Here is a 17,947-nt window from a genome sequence, read left to right on the forward strand (position 1 = left end):
TTATGAACAATATCGAGAGCCTGACTGAGAAGCATAAAAAAAATCCGTAATCCCTGAGAGATTACGGATTCTTGCAGAACTGCCGGATCGTTCAACCGATCATTTTTGTCTTAACTGATCGGCATTAGGTCATTGACCGCTTTTTTTATCGCTGTTAATCGGCAAGACTGGCTTTACCAGGTGGCAGCGGACGGGATTTCCCGCTGTTATCCACGGCAACGTAAACAAATACCGCTTCAGTGGCGCAATACGTTTGACCGATTGGCTCAGACGAAACCTTCTTGATCCACACTTCTACATTGATGGTCATCGAACTGTTGCCGGTACGTATGCAACGCGCATAGCAGCTCACGACATCGCCCACGGCTACCGGTTTCAGGAACGACATGCCATCAACACGCACGGTGACCACACGACCTTCGGCGATCTCCTTGGCCATGATGGCACCGCCCATATCCATCTGTGACATCAACCAGCCGCCAAAAATATCACCATTGGCATTGGTATCCGCTGGCATCGCCAGGGTGCGCGAGACCATTTCGCCTTGCGGCAATTTATGTTTTTCGTCCATTGCTCAGTTCTTCTGCAGGTGAAGAGAAGCCCGACTGTGCCGGGCGGCGTTGCTTATTTTTGTTCTTGTTGCGGCATCTGTCGCCAGATATACACGCCACTTAACAGAGTAAACAGTAGGGTCAGGCCGGTCAGACCAAACACTTTAAAGTTAACCCAAAACTCTTGTGATAACCAAAACGCAACATAGATATTTACCAGGCCGCAGACGAAGAAGAAGATGGCCCAGGCAATATTCAATCGACGCCACACAACACCTGGCAACTGCAGCTCTTTACCGAGCATGCGTTGAATCAGCGGCTGTTCCATAAAGAACTGGCTGTAGAGCAGAGCCAACGCGAACAGGGAATAGATCACGGTGACTTTCCATTTGATGAACTCATCGTTATGGAACACCAGCGTCAACGTGCCGAATACCGTCACCAGTGCGAAGGTGAAGAGGGTCATCTTTTCCAGTTTACGATACAGCACCCAGCTGACCACCAGCGCCAGGCCTGTGGCGACAATCAGGGCACCAGAAGCGACAAAGATGTCGTACAGCTTGTAGAAGATGAAGAAAACTACCAGGGGAAGAAAATCGAGTAACTGCTTCATAGCGTTTCCAGTTAGGGCAGGAGCGTTCAATAAAGGCGCTCCGCAGAGCGCCATCGCTGTTAACGTAACAGCATATACAGTCGGTACAAATAGATAATCAGAATCGCGGAGACCAGATTACCCAGCGCGTTCATCACCACCGACGCGATGTTCACCGGCAGTATCGTGAGTGATGAGATGAGGAACATCAGCACAATCTTCGCCAGCAACCACAGCACAATGGCAGGGGCGATGACTTTCATGTTCTTCCATGCCAGTTTCATACTGGCCCGCATGGCGCTAATCACCCCCATTTTCTCGCTGACCAGCATCACCGGTGCCAGTGACAGCAGAATCGCCAGAATCACGCCAGGCACCATCAATACCATAAAGCCAATTTGCACCAGCAAGGTAATCAGGAAGGTCTGCAGCAGCAGTTTCGGCAGCAGTGGCGCGGAGGCACCGATTGCTCGCAGGGCACTCACGCGTTGGCCATTGGAGACCAGCGGGATCAGGCACAGCATACCGCCCAGCAGCAGCGTGTTGCCGATCAGCGCGGCAAAGGTGCCGGCTGCAGAAGCGCGCAGCAGGATGCGCTGCTGATCCGGTGACATATTCTGTACCAATTCAAACAGTGATGTCGCGCTGTCGTCAGCCTGGCTAAGCAGGGATAACTGGTCTTCGCCTGGGGTTAATGCATGACCGACAATCACCGTAATGAACGACGTCAACAACGCCATCAGCACAATAGTAACCAGCTGATGACGCAGAAAATTTCCTGTGTCACGGTATAACGAGCTTGCCGTGATAGACATGTACTCTCCTTGATGGAACCGGGTTAATTAACCCGGCGATTGTACATGTTATGCGGGCGGGCTGGCACCCGGAAGACTATAACTTTGTGTCATCTCTGGTAAAGAATGGGGAATAGCACTTCGTTCCCGGTTCACAAAAGCAGCAAATCCTTTCCATCAGCCTGAAAACCCTCCCTGGCGTTTTTTCTTCCAGACGCGCAATGCCGAAAATTGATCTGAATCAATCCATTGTTTTTTAAGTGATTAATTTGAATTGATGCAGATGATCTTTTACCAAAAAAGGGTTAGATCTTGTGCCGCAATCCCGATTAAGACCCTACTTTTCTGCAAAGGAGTGATTATGAAACTGGCAAAATGCGCATTGCTACTGGCTCTGGCTATCCCGCAACTGGCACTGGCTCATCAGGCGGGTGATTTTTTCATGCGTGCCGGTAGCGCGACTGTTCGTCCAACCGAAGGCTCTGACAATGTGCTGGGTATGGGCGGCTTTAGCGTCAGCAACGATACCCAGCTTGGCTTGACCTTCACCTATATGGCAACGGACAACATCGGTGTGGAGCTGCTGGCAGCGACACCGTTCCGTCATAAGGTTGGCCTCGGCGCCACCGGAAATCTTGCCACCGTGCGCCAGCTGCCGCCGACGCTGATGGCACAGTATTATTTCTTCGATAGCCGCAGCCCGGTGCGCCCGTATGTTGGCGTGGGTATCAACTACACCACGTTCTACGATGCCAAATTTAATCAAACCGGGCAGGATGCAGGCTTAAGCGATCTCAGCGTCAAAGATTCCTGGGGTGTGGCGGGTCAGGTGGGGATGGATTATCAAATCAACCGCGACTGGATGCTGAACGCCTCACTTTGGTACATGGACATTGATACCGAAGTGAAATTTAAAGCCAACGGTGAACAACAGAATATCAACACGCGCATCGATCCGTGGGTGTTCTTCTTTGGCGTGGGTTACCGTTTCTGAGGCACCCGCTGAAACACAACGGGCGACCCTAAGGCCGCCCGCTGCAGTATCGATACGCTATTACTTAATCTGCATATTGTTAACCACAGATTTAACCCCTGCCACGCTGCGGGTCACCGTCACTGCACGGTTCGCCATCTGCGGAGAACTGACAAAGCCGCTTAACTGCACTTTTCCTTTAAAGGTTTCGACGTTGATCTCGGTGGATTTCAGCGAGTCGTCATTCAACAACTGTGCCTTAACCTTGGTGGTGATCACCGTATCATCGATATAGCCCCCGGTTCCTTCCTTTGTTGCTGTTGGTGCACAGGCGCTAAGTGTGATCGCCATGACCGCAGCCATTAATAATCCTGCAACGACTTTGAAAAAATTCATTGGTTATCTCCCTGTCTTAGATGGTGTTTCACCGCGACGAGACGGTGCGATTAATTGTGGTATGCGCTTTGCAAATCGGCAAATCGCGGAGAGTGAAAAAGTTGGAAATACGCCACTTTTACCACTTATTGATCCAATGACGGCAGCAAGGCAAACGGTAAGCTGGAACAGCAGGGCAAAACTGATATTAAAACAACAAGACAAAGAGCCGAGGCGTGCCGATACATGCACCAGGCAGGGAAAACAATAATGAAAAAACGTGCCATTCTGACGATAGTCACAATTAGCTATCTGTCCTACCTCCAGCTATTTGCTTCACAAATTTTGCCAGTGCCCAGCGCGCAGGCAGAACCGTTAATCAATCCACACCTGGGTACCCTGTGCAAAGCGGCTACCGCGCTGAGCTTTGGTCGCAGCTTCAAAATTATGCAGCTGGATAAGGTGGATGAGCAGGGCGTGGCGTGGGTGCACTATATCCGGCCCTCCGATCAATCACGCTGGGCCGTGCGCTGCCGGGTCCAGGGCGAGAGCGTTATCTTGATGTCAGATAATCCAGATAGTAGTGGACGTTGGCGTGAGGGGCCAGAAGACGAGAAGCTGACGTGGCAAATCAGAAACGACATGCTGACGATGAAGCTGAGATATCCGGATGGTTCGGGAGATGAGCAAACGTTCAGGCTGGAATAATCAAGAGAAGACCTTATTCGCAACTGCGAATAAGGTCTTAAAGATTTAGCGCGTGCCAGCTTTCAGATCGCTAACAAACGCTTTGAGTTCCGCTAACAGCGTGTCGGGATCGGTCTGGTTACGTTCGATGATCTTCACAATAGCTGATCCCGAAATCGCACCCGCCGCGCCTGCCGCGATGGCTTCTTTCACCTGGCTGGCTTCTGAGATACCAAAGCCCTGTAAGGGTGGTGCAGCATGGTATTCACGCAGTTTATCAATCAGATGATTCAGCGGCTGGCTGGCGCGATTCTCTGCGCCGGTGACGCCTGCGCGCGACAGCAGATAGGTATAACCGCGGCCGTGTGAGGCAATCTCACGCAGTAAATCATCATCCGCATTCGGTGGGCAGATGAAGATTGGCGCAACGTTATGGCGCATCGCTGCCTGTCGGAACGGCGCAGACTCTTCAACCGGTACATCCGCCACCAGCACGGAATCAACGCCGACGGCTTCACATTGTGCGTAGAAGTTGTCGATACCTTTGCTGAACACCAGATTAGCGTACATCAACAGCCCAATTGGCAGTTCAGGATATTTCTGGCGCACGGCGGCAAGGATCTCGAAACACTGCGCGACAGTGGTACCCGCCGCGAAGGCACGTAGGGTTGCCCCCTGAATCGTTGGGCCATCCGCCAGCGGATCGGAGAAAGGAATGCCCAGCTCTAACGCATCGGCTCCGCCTGCTACCAATGTATCGATGATCTTCAGTGACAGTTCAGGGGTCGGGTCGCCAAGGGTGACGAAAGGAACAAATGCGCCTTCTTTCTTCGCCGACAGACGTTGAAACAGCTGATTATAACGTTCCATCAGATCTCTCCCTTAGCTTTCAAAATATCGTGAACGGTGAAGATGTCTTTGTCGCCGCGACCGGACAGGTTAACCACCAGCAACTGCTCTTTCTCTGGGTTCTCGCGGATCATTTTCAAGGCGTGCGCCAGAGCATGAGAGGATTCAAGAGCCGGAATAATGCCTTCTGCACGACACAACTCTTTGAATGCTGACAGCGCTTCATCATCGGTAATCGACACATACTCGGCGCGACCAATGCTGTTGAGATGGGCGTGCTGTGGGCCAACAGAAGGGAAATCGAGGCCGGCTGAGATCGAATAGGATTCTTCGATCTGGCCTTCCTCAGTCTGCATCATTGGCGCTTTCATGCCGAAGTAGATACCGACGCGACCGTGCTTGAGTGGCGCACCGTGTTCGCCAGTTTCGATGCCGTGACCCGCAGGTTCAACGCCGATCAGACCGACGCTGGTGTCATCAATAAAGTCAGCGAACATGCCGATGGCATTTGAACCGCCACCCACACAGGCCAGCACTGCATCCGGCAGACGACCTTCACGCTCCAGAATCTGCGCTTTGGTCTCTTCGCCAATCATGCGCTGGAACTCACGCACAATAGTCGGGAAGGGATGCGGACCCGCTGCGGTGCCGAGCATGTAGTGCGCGGTTTCGTAGCTGCCAGACCAGTCACGCAGCGCCTCGTTACAGGCATCTTTCAGCGTGGCCGAACCACTGTGCACCGGAATCACTTCCGCGCCCATCAACCGCATACGGAACACGTTAGGTGACTGACGTTCGACGTCTTTTGCGCCCATATAAATGCGACACTTCATGCCCAGCAGCGCGCACGCCAGCGCTGAAGCCACGCCATGCTGCCCGGCTCCGGTCTCAGCGATAATTTCATTTTTGCCCATGCGCTTGGCGAGCAGCGCCTGGCCCAACACCTGGTTGGTTTTATGTGCACCGCCGTGCAGCAAATCTTCACGCTTCAGATACAGGCGGGTTTTTGTGCCTTTGGTCAGATTGCTGCAAAGCGTTAATGCGGTGGGACGGCCAGCATAGTTTTTCAAAAGATCGGTAAATTCAGCCTGAAATTCTGGATCGCGCTGCGCCTCAACAAAGGCGCTTTCTAACTGGCGCAGAGCGGGCATTAAAATCTGTGGAACATATTGACCGCCAAACTCGCCAAAGTAGGGATTCAATAACGTCGTCATCTTTAATCTTCCTTATGCGGCCCGCTCATCGGCGGGCGAGCGAAATTAATAGGCGCGCAGCGTGCGGAATACCGCCGCGACTTTACTGGCATCTTTGATACCGGGCGCAGATTCAACGCCGGAATTAAAGTCCAGCCCGGCGCAGCCAAGTTGGGCAGCTTCTACGCAGTTGTCTGCGCTTAATCCGCCGGCCAGCAGCACGTTGCTGAGATCTTCACCCTGCAGCAGTGACCAGTCGAATCGCTGTCCGCTGCCGCCCTGGCCATTATCAAACACGTAACGATCCACATGCGGCCAATCGCGGGCTGGAAGGCTGCCGCTGATGCTCAGCGCCTTCCAAATTTTCACCTCTTCTGGCAGGGCGCTGCGCAGTTCTGCGACGAACGCCTGATCTTCATCACCATGCAGTTGCACAGCGGAAAGGTTAAGTGAACTGGCATGTGTGACAATGTCACTTACAGAGTTATTGCGGAATACGCCGACATACTTCAGTGGTGCAGCCGCTATCACATTTTGAGCTTGTTCGGCGCTGACTTTACGCGGTGAACCTTCTGCGAAAATCACACCGCCATAAATCGCGCCCGCTTCGTGCGCAATGCGTGCATCGTCAGGCCGGGTCAGGCCGCAGACTTTGTTGTCACCGAGTAATACGCGACGCACGCCAGCATTGAGATCGGCTTCTTCCATCAGTGCGGAGCCAATCAAGAAGCCGTTGGCGAAGTGGCTCAGCTCACGCACCTGCGCATAGTTATGGATGCCCGATTCGCTGATGACCGTCACACCGTGGCTTAAACGTGGTGCCAGTTGACGGGTGCGATTCAGATCAATCGATAGGTCGCGCAGGTCGCGGTTATTGATACCGACCACTTTAGCTTCCAGCGCAATCGCACGCTCCAGCTCTTCTTCATTACTGACTTCAGTCAGTACGCCCATTTTCAGGCTATGCGCCACGGCGGCGAGCTGACGATATTGCTCATCATCCAGAACCGACAGCATCAGCAGGATGGCATCGGCCTGATAGTGGCGCGCCAGGTAGATTTGGTAGGGATCGATAATGAAGTCTTTGCACAGCACCGGTTGAGTAATCGCGGCACTGACGATCGGCAGAAACTCAAAATCACCCTGGAAATACTTCTCGTCAGTTAAGACGGAAACGGCCGAGGCGTGATGACGATAAACCCCGGCAATGGTCGCAGGATCAAAATCTTCACGGATCAAACCCTTCGACGGTGACGCTTTTTTGCATTCCAGGATGAACACGGTGCACGTGCCGCGCAGCGCATCGTAAAAGTGGCGTCCTGCAGGCTGCAAGCTGTTCTGGAAGGTCGCCAGCGGCTGCTGTACCTTGCGCGCTTCAACCCAGACGGCTTTATCCTGAACAATTTTCTCTAAAACGGTGCCCTTAATACTCATCTCATCCTCTCGCTGCCAGAGCAACAACGCGCTCGTAAGCCTGACCACTGCGAATTGCGGTGATGGCGCGCTGAGCGTTGTCGCGCAAATCTTCATTTCCGAATACTTTCAGCAACATTGCGACGTTCACCGCAACGGCCTGCTCATGGGCTGGCTGGCCTTTACCCTGGAGCAAACGCGCCAGAATGTCACGGTTTTCTTCCGGCGTGCCGCCCGCCAGGGCTTCTTTATCATGGAAGCCGAAACCGAAGTCTTCAGGCGTCAGCTGATAACTGGTGATTTCACCGTCACGCAGCTCAGCGACCTGAGTCGCACTGTGCAGCGCCACTTCATCCATCCCGCCGCCATGCACGACTGCCGCACGCTGATAGCCGAGCACCTTCAGGGTTTGGGCAATCGGCAGCACCAGTTCCGGACTGTACACGCCGATAACCGCCAGCGGGGGTCGCGCCGGGTTGATCAAGGGGCCCAGCACGTTAAACAAGGTGCGGGTTTTTAACTGTTGACGCACTGGCATCGCGTGACGGAATCCGCTGTGATATTGCGGCGCGAACAGGAAGCAGACGTTAAGATCGTCCAGTGCCTTACGCGCTTTTTCAGCGGGCATATCCAGATCGATACCAAAAGCCGCCAGCAGATCGGACGAGCCGGATTTGCTCGACACGCTACGATTGCCGTGCTTGGCCACTTTCAGCCCACAGGTTGCGGCGACAAAGGCGCTGGCGGTGGAGATATTAATGCTGTTGCTGCCGTCACCGCCGGTACCGACGATATCGGCGAAAGTGTAATCCGGACGCGGGAACGGTTTCGCATCTTCCAGCAGTGCCGTAGCGGCCCCCGCGATCTCTTCCGGGCGCTCGCCACGGACTTTCATCGCAATCAGCGCAGCGGCTAGTTGGGTCGGCTCGAGCTGACCTTTAATAATGGCGCTAAACAGCTGATGGCTTTCCGCCTGGCTCAGGGTTTGTGCCTGGTAAAGTTTTTCCAGAATAGTTTGCATCATAATCTCCCTATTATTTCGCCAGCGCCCAGGCCAGCGTTTGCTCTAACAAACGTGCGCCCTGGGTGGTGAGAATGGATTCGGGGTGGAACTGGAAGCCACACACTCGGTCAGCATCGTGACGAACAGCCATCACCATGCCGTTGTAGCTGGCGTTAACGGTCAATTCGGCTGGCGTGTTGCTGCCCACCAGCGAGTGATAACGGGCCACCGGCAGGGGATTGCTCAGGCCGGTAAACATCGCTTCACCATCATGATTAATCGAAGAAGCTTTGCCGTGCAGAATCTCGCCGGCCTGGCCTACGTGACCACCATAGGCTTCAACAATCGCCTGATGACCGAGGCAGATGCCGATAATCGGCAGACGACCACGCAGTGCTTGCAGTAACGCAGGCATGCAGCCTGCATCTTTCGGTGCGCCGGGACCGGGGGACAGCATCAGCACCGGATTTTCCATCTGCTGCAGTCGTTCAATCAGCACTTCAGCCGGCACGTTATTGCGGTAAATCACCACGTTGTGACCAAAGGTGCGCAGCTGATCAACGAGGTTGTAGGTAAAGGAGTCGATGTTATCGAGCAACAGGATATCGGCCATCAGAAAATCTCCTTGCAATGATGGGCTGTGGCGATGGCACGTAATACCGCGCGCGCTTTATTGCGGCTTTCATCCGCTTCAGCCTGAGGCTGGGAATCCAGTACCACACCGGCACCGGCTTGGACGGTGGCAACACCATCTTCCACCCAAGCGGAGCGAATCACGATGCAGGTATCCAAATCGCCGTGTGCGGTGAAATAACCTACCGCACCGCCATAGCTGCCACGACGCGTACCTTCTTTTTCAGCGATTAACTGCATAGCACGCACTTTTGGTGCGCCGCTTAAGGTGCCCATGTTCATGCAGGCGCGATAGGCGTGCAGGACATCAAGATCGTTACGCAGCGTGCCAACCACGCGAGAGACCAGATGCATCACGAAAGAGTAACGGTCGACTTTGGTCAGGTCTGCCACATAGCGGCTACCAGGCACGCAGATGCGAGCCAGATCGTTACGCGCCAGATCCACCAGCATCAGGTGTTCCGCCAGCTCTTTGTGGTCGGTGCGCATTTCCAGTTCGATACGGCTGTCGAGATCGCGGTCCAGTGAACCATCGGCATGTCGGCCACGTGGACGCGTACCGGCAATCGGGTAGATCTCAATCTGACGTGAAGTGGCGTCATATTTGAGTGAGCTTTCTGGTGAAGCGCCAAACAGCGCAAAGTCCTGATCCTGCATAAAGAACATATATGGGCTGGGATTGCTGTGCTTCAGTGTGTCATAAGCGGCCAGCGGAGAAGGGCACGGCAGCGAGAAGCGGCGTGATGGTACCACCTGGAAGATTTCGCCGATGCGAATCGCTTCCTGCATTTCACGCACCACATTGCAATACTCTTCATCGCTCTGGTTGGTGCTCAACGCCATTTGCTCAACGCGCTGAACCGGCAATGCCGGGGCAGGCTGCGTCATTTGACCGCGCAGTTGCTCAACACGGCTCTGCAAGCGCTGGAATTCGCTGGTGGAGGGGCTGAACAAGCTCGCCTGCAGACGAGCGCTGCGCGTCTGGTGATCAATCACCAGCAGGGTTTCAGCCAGGTAGAAGCAGTAATCCGGGCAGCTTTGCTCGTTACGCAGTTCAGGTAAATCTTCGAATCCGGCCACCAGGTCATAAGCAAACAGGCCGCCGAGGAACATCGCCTCACGCTCTTCCGCCGGGCTGTTCACCAACTGCGGAATCAGGCGCAGCGCGTCGAAAACAGACAATGCTTTCAAACGTGAATCTTCATCGTGCAGGCCCTGAGGCTGAGGGAAATGCAGCACGCGACCATCCGGACGCGCTTCAATGCTGACATCCTGCGGCAGTGCTTCATCCAGCAGTGGCAGAATGGTGCGACCGTTTTCTGACAGCGCCTGTAATGTCACCACGTTGCCCAGTGCGCTGATGCGCAGGGCGCTATCCACAATCAGTAAGCTTTTCAGATTCTTTTTGCTGTCGATGTCGGCAGATTCAAGCAGCAGAGTTGCCGGACGTGCGCCGCAAATTTGATGGAACACTGCGGCCGGATCTTCGCGGTAGGGCGCGGTACCGGTAATCAACTTCAATGTAGGTTTCGCATTAGCCATTATTGTCATCTCTGAATTTCGCTCAAAAAAAAAGCCCGCTCGATGGCGGGCTCAGGTATCTGCACAATGGTTACGCATGTTGTGCACGACGACGTCGCCCGTTTAAAGGATTATCGCGCCACCAACCTTTTGCATGCGTACCAAAATTAGCCATGATGAGATACCCGTTACGTGTGAACTTGTGTACTAGTTAACTGGTTCGGGTGAAAAAAGTCAATACCCTTTTTCAGTCAGGGTCAAAATCGTTATCATGCCAGCCGAGTTAAGTTGCTGCTGGAGTTACCTTGTCGGATATTGCCCGTTTTCCCCTTTACGATTTACACAGCCATACCCAGGCGTCTGACGGTTTGCTGACCCCTACCGAGTTGGTGCAACGTGCCGTCGAAATGAAAGTAGGGGTACTGGCGATTACCGATCACGACACCGTTGCTGGCGTGGCAGAAGCGCAAGCCGCTGTGCAGCAACAGAATCTACCGATTCGTATTCTGGCCGGATTAGAGGCCTCAACATTGTGGGAAAACCACGAAATTCATATCGTAGGTTTAAATGTGGATTGCCAGCATCCGGCCCTGACCTCGTTTCTTGAGCAACAGCATCAATGCCGTGATGTAAGGGCTCAGCTCATTGCAGAGCGTCTCGAACGTGCCCGCATTCCTGATGCGTTGGCTGGGGCGCAACGCCTGGCGCAGGGCGGTGTCATCACCCGTGGTCATTTCGCCCGTTATCTGGTCGAGATCGGCAAAGCCGATAATATGGCGCAAGTGTTCAAGAACTATCTTGCCCGTGGGAAAACCGGCTATGTGCCGCCGCAATGGTGTACAATTAAACAAGCTATTGATGCCATTCATCATTCTGGCGGCGTGGCGGTACTCGCACATCCGGGTCGCTATGGATTGTCTGCAAAGTGGCTTAAGCGACTGATTGCCCATTTCGCCGAGGTCGGTGGTGATGCAATGGAAGTGGCGCAGTGTCAGCAGGCACCCAACGAGCGCACGCAGCTCGCGACCTATGCGCGCGACAATAAGCTGGCGGGATCGCAGGGATCAGATTTTCACCAACCCTGTCCATGGATAGAACTGGGGCGCAAATTATGGTTGCCAGGCGGCGTTGAACCCATTTGGGAGCGTTTTCCTGAGCTAGCGCCCGCCGTAACTCTTGCAGACAGGTGACATGAGGTTTTTATGAGTCAATTTTTTCACATTCATCCAGATAATCCGCAACCGCGTCTGGTCAATCAGGCAGTCGATTATCTCAATAAAGGTGGCGTGATTGTCTATCCCACCGATTCGGGTTATGCGCTGGGCTGCCGACTGGAAGAGAAGAGCGCCATGGAGCGTATCTGCCGTATCCGGCAGTTAGATGGCAACCACAATTTCACGTTGATGTGTCGCGATCTGTCTGAGCTCTCGACGTACTCGCAGGTGGACAATACCGCGTTTCGTATTCTAAAAAATAATACGCCGGGCAGTTATACCTTCATTCTCAAAGCGACCAAAGAGGTGCCGCGTCGTTTGATGAATGACAAGCGTAAAACCATTGGTTTGCGCGTACCTTCCAATCCGGTGGCGCTGGCGTTACTGGAGAGATTGAATGAGCCGATGATGTCTACTTCGCTGATGTTGCCCGGTAATGACTTCACGGAATCGGATCCGGAAGAGATTCAGCACAGCATCGGTAAGCTGGTGGATCTGATCATTGATGGCGGCACGTTAGGGCAGCAGCCGACGACGGTGATCGATCTCACCAGCGATGTACCGGTTGTGGTTCGTGAAGGGGTCGGCGACACGCGCCCGTTCCTCTAATCACGCGTGGTCAGGCGGCGTTAACGTCGTCTGGCCAATATTCTTTTCCAGCCAATGTTTAAAATCACCGTACGGAATATACAGCGAAACATCTTTCAAAATGACTTGTTTGCTGCGCACATTGGAAATTTCATGGCTGTAGCCCACAATCACTCCGCCAATTGTCTGGTCAGCATTATATACCGCGCCCCCCGACATTCCCTGTACAACACCAGCATTTGATGCCATTGCCATGCACGGTTTTTTATTCCATTTATTGGTAATAGCGGTGCGCGCTAAATTAACGCCACTTGATTCCACGGGCATGGCTGAAATAAAGCTGTAGCCGTACATCTTAATGGGTTCACCGACTTTGCTGGTGCGGAATTTTGCCAGCGTTTCCGGGCTATTCTTATGATAGATAATGGCGACGTCGCAATAAGGATGATAAGCCTTCACACGCTGTACGGCAGTGGTGGCGACGTGCGCAGCTGTCAGGCTGTACTCTGGTGTTAATGGGATGGTTGTACCGAGGATACCCAGACCCAGTACCGTCGGGATGCCTGTCACGCTCATATCCACGTGTTCAAGCGCCGCTCGACTATACTCAGTATGGCCCACGGAACAGCCGCTCAGTGCCAGCGCCGCGAGGGCAGGCCAAAGCAGAGAGGTTTTCATGATAGTCATCTTCTTTTAAGCATGTCAGGAAAATCCCTGGTGAAGACTTTCGACATGCAAATTAAATTCATTCCGTGAATGAATAAACGCGTCAATTCCTGCGTGCGCCGGTTTATATTATCAACAATGCCACAGTGATTTTGTTAATGGCTTGTTAGAGAAACGAGTGTAAATAGTAAAGGTTACGCTTTTATAAATACGGCACACTCTGTTTCAGGCTTAAATTTTACACAATTTTTTTATCAGAACAATTCATCAAATTTAATCTGAATCAAATAATGCGAAAATACAGACTTAATCCAACCTGCAGTGCCAATTAACTGGTAATTTAAAATTACTGGACTAATGAGCCTTATTTATCCCGGTTAATTAGTTTTTTATCCTGTTTTGCAGTTTGGGTTTAGATTTTATGTTTGGGATTATCCTTAAGCGTGGTGCGCAATGCTGGCAGGCCAGTCTTGAAAAGCGCTAATGTATCACGGGTCTAAAGTGGGGGTAATAACCAGGCATATAGAGCCAAGAGTAAATGATAAAAATTCAGTCACTTGGCGCATAAAGAAGAGAAGTGTGGTTGGTGTATCTATCAGCAGCGTAAATGTTTAGGCATATGGCACTAAACGGGTGACGCAGCCTTTGGCCTTTATTATCGGCAGCAAAGGAAAAGGTGTTAACGAAACTTGCGTTAGTGTAAAATCGCGGGCCGCCTGAGATGGCATGCGCTATGCTTAGCGGTAACAGATTCTGATATGGGAACTGGTAATCCCCGTATCGTACCTCTTCTTACCACGACGCCTGGGAAGGCGACAACGAGGCATCTCCATGAGTGAGAAATTACAAAAAGTATTAGCGCGCGCCGGTCACGGTTCACGCCGCGAAATCGAAACGATGATTTCAGCCGGACGCGTCAGCGTCGATGGCAAACTGGCGACGCTGGGCGATCGCATTGAAAATGATAAATCCCTGAAAATTCGTATTGATGGCCATCTGGTTTCGATTGCTGAATCCGCCACTGAAGTCTGTCGCGTGCTGGCGTATTACAAACCAGAAGGCGAACTCTGTACTCGTAACGATCCTGAAGGGCGTCCAACGGTATTCGACCGTCTGCCGCGTCTGCGCGGTTCACGCTGGATCGCTGTGGGCCGTCTGGACGTTAACACCTGTGGTCTGATGTTGTTCACCACCGATGGTGAACTGGCGAACCGTCTGATGCACCCAAGCCGTGAAGTTGAGCGTGAATATGCGGTGCGTGTATTCGGCGAAGTGGATGACGATAAAATTCGTCAGCTCAGTAAAGGTGTGCAGTTAGAAGATGGCCCGGCATCGTTCAAAACCATTAAGTTTGCTGGCGGTGAAGGCATCAACCAGTGGTATAACGTCACCCTGACCGAAGGACGTAACCGTGAAGTCCGCCGTTTGTGGGAAGCCGTAGGTGTGCAGGTTAGCCGCCTGATGCGCGTCCGTTATGGCGATATTCAGTTGCCAAAAGGGTTACCTCGCGGTGGCTGGATGGAGATGGAATTACCGGCGGTTAACTACCTGCGTACGCTGGTGGATATGCCGGAAGAGACGGTGACGAAAGTCGCGGTTGAAAAAGACCGTCGTCGTACTAAAGCCAATCAGATTCGTCGCGCGGTAAAACGTCATAGTAATGTAAGCGGCAGCCCACGTCGCGGCGGCAGCAGTAGCAGCCGCAACAGCAGCACGCGGACCAGTGGAACCAACAAGCGCGGTTCCTGATATGCCCGTGACGCCGCATGCAGCGGCGTCACTGTTTTACCAATCTATTCCCTGCTGAGCCTGAATGCCTGCATCAAATGCATGCTTAACCGGGCGCATCTCGGTCACGGTATCCGCCATCTCGAGTAAGGTTCGATGGCAGCCTCGACCGGTGATAATCACACTTTGTTGAACCGGACGTTGTCCCAGCACGCGCACCAGTTCATCCAGATCCAGATAATCCATACTGACCATGTAGGTGATTTCATCGAGGATCACTAAATCCACATGCTCATCGGCAAGCATACGCTTTGCCTGCTGCCAAACCTGTTGGCAGGCGGCAGTATCGGTCTCCCTATTTTGGGTATCCCAGGTAAAGCCGGTGGCCATCACCTGAAATTCCACGCCATGCTGTTCCAGCAAATTGCGCTCACCATTTGGCCATTCACCTTTAATAAACTGCACAGCGGCAACGTTTTTACCGTGCCCGCAAGCGCGTAAAGCCGTACCAAAGGCGGCGGTGGTTTTGCCTTTGCCGTTGCCGGTGAACACCATCAAAATGCCGCGCGCTTCTGTCGCGGCAGCAATCCGCGCATCAACCTGTTCTTTTAAACGCTGCTGTCGTTGCTGATGACGATCACTCATGCGCTGGCTGGCCCCGGTTTACGTCCCGGCTGGGCATCAAAACTGATCCCGGTTTTGCGACGGCTGTCATCACCCATCAAATAAAGGTAAAGCGGCATCAAATCAGCAGGCGTTTTCAGTAAACTGGCATTTTCTTCCGGGAAAGCACTGGCGCGCATTTTAGAGCGAGTGCCACCGGGATTGATGCAATTTACCCGCAGATGACGATTTTTATACTCATCCGCCAGTACCTGCATCATGCCTTCGGTGGCGAATTTCGACACCGCATAGGCCCCCCAGCCTGCACGGCCGGTACGGCCCACGCTCGACGTGGTAAACACCAGTGAACCGGCGTCTGATTTCAGCAGCAGCGGCAGCAAGGCCTGAGTTAAATAGAAGGTGGCGTCAAGATTGATCTGCATCACCTGGCGCCAGACGGCTGGATCGAGTTCCGCCAGTGGGACGATCTCACCCAGAATCCCGGCATTGTGCAGCACACCATCGAGCCGTGGCACCAGGGCGGCGATCTGATCGGCCACCTCAGCGCAGCTTTCTGGCGTGGCATGCGACAAGTCCAGCAGCAAATGGGATGCGGGCTGCTTATTCAGTTGATTGATGGCGTGTTCAGTCTGCTGCAGCGTTTCGGCGTTGCGGCCCATCAAGATGACGCGTGCGCCATAGCGCGCATAGGTCAGCGCCGCTTCGCGACCAATGCCGTCTGAAGCGCCGGTGACGAGGATAATGCGATTTTCCAGCAGATCGCTTTTCGGTTGATAATGCACAGCGATGTCCTTTGGCAAGTCAGAGGGTTTTGGGCTTTATGCCTCAATTTGGCGCCAGGTGCAATCACCGCGCCTCGCATTCTGTGCCGCCTGCGGGCATTTCAGGCGACGAAAGTCGCTAAAGCGGGTAAACTCAGCCATTGTTTGTAATTCACTGTTTAATAAGGCGGCAGAATGGATTTACTCTCCAGTTATGGATTATTTCTGGCCAAGGCCGTCACCGTGGTGGTGGCGTTCGCAGCTATTGTTCTGATTGTGCTGAATGCCGCGATGCGTAAACGCCACAGCGGTGGTCAACTGCGCTTGACTCATCTCGACGATGATTATCGTGAAATGAAGGAAGATCTGCAGCTGGCGAAGATGAAGCCGCAGGCGCAAAAAGTGTGGCTGAAGCAGCATAAAAAAGAAGAGAAGCAAAAAGCCAAAACCGAGAAGCGCAATGCCAAAGCCGGTGTGAGCGAAGCCGCCAAATCGACACTCTATGTGCTGGAGTTTAAAGGCAGTATGGATGCGGGCGAAGTCAGTTCTTTGCGTGAAGAGATCTCCGCGGTGCTGGCGGTGGCGGTGCCGGGTGATGAAGTCTTGCTGCGTCTGGAAAGCCCGGGTGGCGTGGTGCACGGTTATGGCCTGGCCGCTTCTCAGCTGCAGCGTCTGCGTGATGCGGGCCTGCAGTTAACTGCCGTCGTCGATAAAGTGGCGGCGAGCGGGGGTTATATGATGGCTTGTGTCGCGGATCGCATCGTCGCGGCGCCATTCTCTATCATTGGCTCAATTGGTGTGGTCGCGCAGATCCCCAACTTCAACCGTCTGCTGAAACGCAATGATATCGACGTTGAACTGCACACGGCGGGTCAATATAAGCGAACGCTGACCTTGTTTGGTGAGAACACTGATGAGGGACGTGAAAAATTCCAGGAAGATCTCAACGAAACCCATCTGCTGTTCAAAGAGTTTGTTCAGCAGATGCGTCCGACACTGGATTTGGAAAAAGTGGCCACCGGGGAACACTGGTATGGACGCCAGGCGCTGGATTTGGGGCTGATTGATGAGATCGGCACCAGCGATGCACTGATTATTAAGCAGATGGACCGGTTCAATGTGCTGGGCGTGCACTATGCGCGGAAGAAGAAAATGATGGATCGCTTCACCAACAGCGCCAGTCTGGCGGCCGAGCGGTTAATTCTGAAAATATGGCAGCGTGGTGATAAGCCACTGTTGTGAGCAAGCCCGGCAAATGCCGGGCTTTTTTATGCCAGGTGATAGCGTGAGGAGAGCTCAACGGCAAGGGATTTAAACACGTTAAACACAGCGGTGGTTTTCGCGCTCGGCAGGCCTTCTTCATCTAAGAAGTAAGGCCCACGAAACACCAATATCTCGCCCTGCTGAATCACGTCATTCGCTTCCATCCCGGCTAAATAATCGTCGTGCTGTTTGATCATTTGATTGGCTATTTCCAGTAACGCCTGGCGTGAAATGGATTCCGTTTCTATTGACATTGTTCACCTCTTTTTTGACAGCAATCGTTCTCCTTCTATATTACTAGCGAGTTGCGCTGTTCATCAAATCAACGTCCGTCAGCAAAACTGGCGCAAAATTAATCAGAATGCTAATTAAGTTGCGTAACGGATTTTATCAGGTAGAGTGTGGGCGATTCAGCTTTCAGGGAGATCACACCCGGATGTGTGGTGCTGTCAGATGGAAAACCCGCTTCTAATCATAAAGTTGCATAAGTCGATGCAATCTGACCTGAGATTATCCCCG

At 53.0% G+C, this 17,947-nt stretch carries 18 protein-coding genes, 1 pseudogene and 1 other annotated feature; of the genes and pseudogenes, 6 read left to right on the forward strand and 13 right to left on the reverse strand.

The features are described 5' to 3' along the window. Nucleotides 1-154: 154 nt before the first annotated feature. Genes yciA through F3J37_RS18145 form a run of 3 tightly spaced genes read right to left on the reverse strand, consistent with a single transcriptional unit; the run spans nucleotide 155 to nucleotide 1,958 of the window. Nucleotides 155-571: an acyl-CoA thioester hydrolase YciA gene (yciA, locus tag F3J37_RS18135; protein WP_166934944.1), complete on the reverse strand. Its 417-nt coding sequence runs from the start codon at nucleotides 569-571 to the stop codon at nucleotides 155-157. Between the two features lie 53 nt (nucleotides 572-624). Continuing rightward, complete coding sequence (locus tag F3J37_RS18140; RefSeq protein ID WP_034828850.1) at nucleotides 625-1,164, reverse strand: septation protein A; 540 nt, start codon at nucleotides 1,162-1,164, stop codon at nucleotides 625-627. Between the two features lie 59 nt (nucleotides 1,165-1,223). Further along, a complete protein-coding gene (locus F3J37_RS18145) occupies nucleotides 1,224-1,958 on the reverse strand; it encodes a YciC family protein (RefSeq protein ID WP_166934946.1) in 735 nt (244 codons plus the stop codon). Nucleotides 1,959-2,298: 340 nt separating this feature from the next. Between F3J37_RS18145 and ompW the strand changes: the two genes are divergently transcribed. Next, nucleotides 2,299-2,931 carry an outer membrane protein OmpW gene (gene ompW, locus F3J37_RS18150; RefSeq protein WP_166934948.1) on the forward strand — a complete coding sequence of 211 codons (633 nt, stop codon included), beginning with the start codon at nucleotides 2,299-2,301 and terminating at the stop codon, nucleotides 2,929-2,931. 60 nt (nucleotides 2,932-2,991) lie between these two features. Here ompW and F3J37_RS18155 read toward each other — a convergent pair whose 3' ends face one another. Then, complete coding sequence (locus F3J37_RS18155; RefSeq protein ID WP_034828856.1) at nucleotides 2,992-3,306, reverse strand: BON domain-containing protein; 315 nt, start codon at nucleotides 3,304-3,306, stop codon at nucleotides 2,992-2,994. 249 nt (nucleotides 3,307-3,555) lie between these two features. On the opposite strand from F3J37_RS18155, the gene F3J37_RS18160 reads away from it, so the two are divergent. After that, nucleotides 3,556-3,993: a hypothetical protein gene (locus F3J37_RS18160; RefSeq protein WP_166934950.1), complete on the forward strand. Its 438-nt coding sequence runs from the start codon at nucleotides 3,556-3,558 to the stop codon at nucleotides 3,991-3,993. Nucleotides 3,994-4,038: 45 nt separating this feature from the next. Here F3J37_RS18160 and trpA read toward each other — a convergent pair whose 3' ends face one another. The 5 genes and pseudogenes from trpA to F3J37_RS18190 all read right to left on the reverse strand — a co-directional run bounded on the left by trpA (nucleotide 4,039) and on the right by F3J37_RS18190 (nucleotide 10,605). Next, a complete protein-coding gene (trpA, locus tag F3J37_RS18165) occupies nucleotides 4,039-4,842 on the reverse strand; it encodes a tryptophan synthase subunit alpha (RefSeq protein ID WP_166934952.1) in 804 nt (267 codons plus the stop codon). Beyond that, a complete protein-coding gene (trpB, locus tag F3J37_RS18170; protein WP_045814391.1) occupies nucleotides 4,842-6,035 on the reverse strand; it encodes a tryptophan synthase subunit beta in 1,194 nt (397 codons plus the stop codon). Before trpB ends, trpA begins: the two co-directional genes overlap by 1 nt. A gap of 45 nt (nucleotides 6,036-6,080) precedes the next feature. Then, nucleotides 6,081-7,448, reverse strand: coding sequence for a bifunctional indole-3-glycerol-phosphate synthase TrpC/phosphoribosylanthranilate isomerase TrpF (trpCF, locus tag F3J37_RS18175; RefSeq protein ID WP_166934954.1), 1,368 nt, complete (start codon nucleotides 7,446-7,448; stop codon nucleotides 6,081-6,083). A gap of 1 nt (nucleotide 7,449) precedes the next feature. Beyond that, nucleotides 7,450-9,043, reverse strand: a pseudogene (trpD, locus tag F3J37_RS28140) (bifunctional anthranilate synthase glutamate amidotransferase component TrpG/anthranilate phosphoribosyltransferase TrpD). Continuing rightward, a complete protein-coding gene (locus F3J37_RS18190) occupies nucleotides 9,043-10,605 on the reverse strand; it encodes an anthranilate synthase component 1 (protein ID WP_166934958.1) in 1,563 nt (520 codons plus the stop codon). Before F3J37_RS18190 ends, trpD begins: the two are co-directional and overlap by 1 nt. A gap of 25 nt (nucleotides 10,606-10,630) precedes the next feature. Then, nucleotides 10,631-10,735, reverse strand: a sequence feature (Trp leader region). A gap of 154 nt (nucleotides 10,736-10,889) precedes the next feature. Between F3J37_RS18190 and rnm the strand changes: the two genes are divergently transcribed. Together rnm and F3J37_RS18200 are read left to right on the forward strand one after the other, a co-directional pair. Further along, nucleotides 10,890-11,774, forward strand: coding sequence for an RNase RNM (rnm, locus tag F3J37_RS18195; protein WP_166934960.1), 885 nt, complete (start codon nucleotides 10,890-10,892; stop codon nucleotides 11,772-11,774). A 12-nt stretch (nucleotides 11,775-11,786) separates the two neighbouring features. After that, complete coding sequence (locus tag F3J37_RS18200) at nucleotides 11,787-12,407, forward strand: L-threonylcarbamoyladenylate synthase (protein ID WP_034821506.1); 621 nt, start codon at nucleotides 11,787-11,789, stop codon at nucleotides 12,405-12,407. Here F3J37_RS18200 and F3J37_RS18205 read toward each other — a convergent pair whose 3' ends face one another. Next, nucleotides 12,408-13,064 (reverse strand): serine protease, encoded by a 657-nt coding sequence (locus F3J37_RS18205; RefSeq protein ID WP_034821503.1) that lies wholly within the window; start codon nucleotides 13,062-13,064, stop codon nucleotides 12,408-12,410. Nucleotides 13,065-13,883: 819 nt separating this feature from the next. Between F3J37_RS18205 and rluB the strand changes: the two genes are divergently transcribed. Then, nucleotides 13,884-14,801 (forward strand): 23S rRNA pseudouridine(2605) synthase RluB, encoded by a 918-nt coding sequence (gene rluB / locus F3J37_RS18210; RefSeq protein ID WP_034821500.1) that lies wholly within the window; start codon nucleotides 13,884-13,886, stop codon nucleotides 14,799-14,801. 36 nt (nucleotides 14,802-14,837) lie between these two features. Here rluB and cobO read toward each other — a convergent pair whose 3' ends face one another. Then, a complete protein-coding gene (gene cobO, locus F3J37_RS18215) occupies nucleotides 14,838-15,425 on the reverse strand; it encodes a cob(I)yrinic acid a,c-diamide adenosyltransferase (protein WP_045832150.1) in 588 nt (195 codons plus the stop codon). After that, complete coding sequence (locus F3J37_RS18220) at nucleotides 15,422-16,186, reverse strand: YciK family oxidoreductase (RefSeq protein ID WP_166934962.1); 765 nt, start codon at nucleotides 16,184-16,186, stop codon at nucleotides 15,422-15,424. The genes cobO and F3J37_RS18220 overlap by 4 nt, the downstream gene beginning before the upstream one ends. A 174-nt stretch (nucleotides 16,187-16,360) precedes the next feature. On the opposite strand from F3J37_RS18220, the gene sohB reads away from it, so the two are divergent. Further along, on the forward strand, nucleotides 16,361-17,407 hold the full coding sequence (gene sohB, locus F3J37_RS18225; RefSeq protein WP_166934964.1) for a protease SohB: 1,047 nt from the start codon (nucleotides 16,361-16,363) through the stop codon (nucleotides 17,405-17,407). Between the two features lie 26 nt (nucleotides 17,408-17,433). Here the strand turns inward: sohB and F3J37_RS18230 are convergent, their stop codons facing one another. Then, entirely contained in the window at nucleotides 17,434-17,682 is a 249-nt protein-coding gene (locus F3J37_RS18230) for a YciN family protein (protein WP_166934966.1), read from the reverse strand. Between the last annotated feature and the right edge of the window lie 265 nt (nucleotides 17,683-17,947).

This window comes from Candidatus Pantoea communis (assembly GCF_011752685.1).
Lineage (GTDB): Bacteria > Pseudomonadota > Gammaproteobacteria > Enterobacterales > Enterobacteriaceae > Pantoea > Pantoea communis.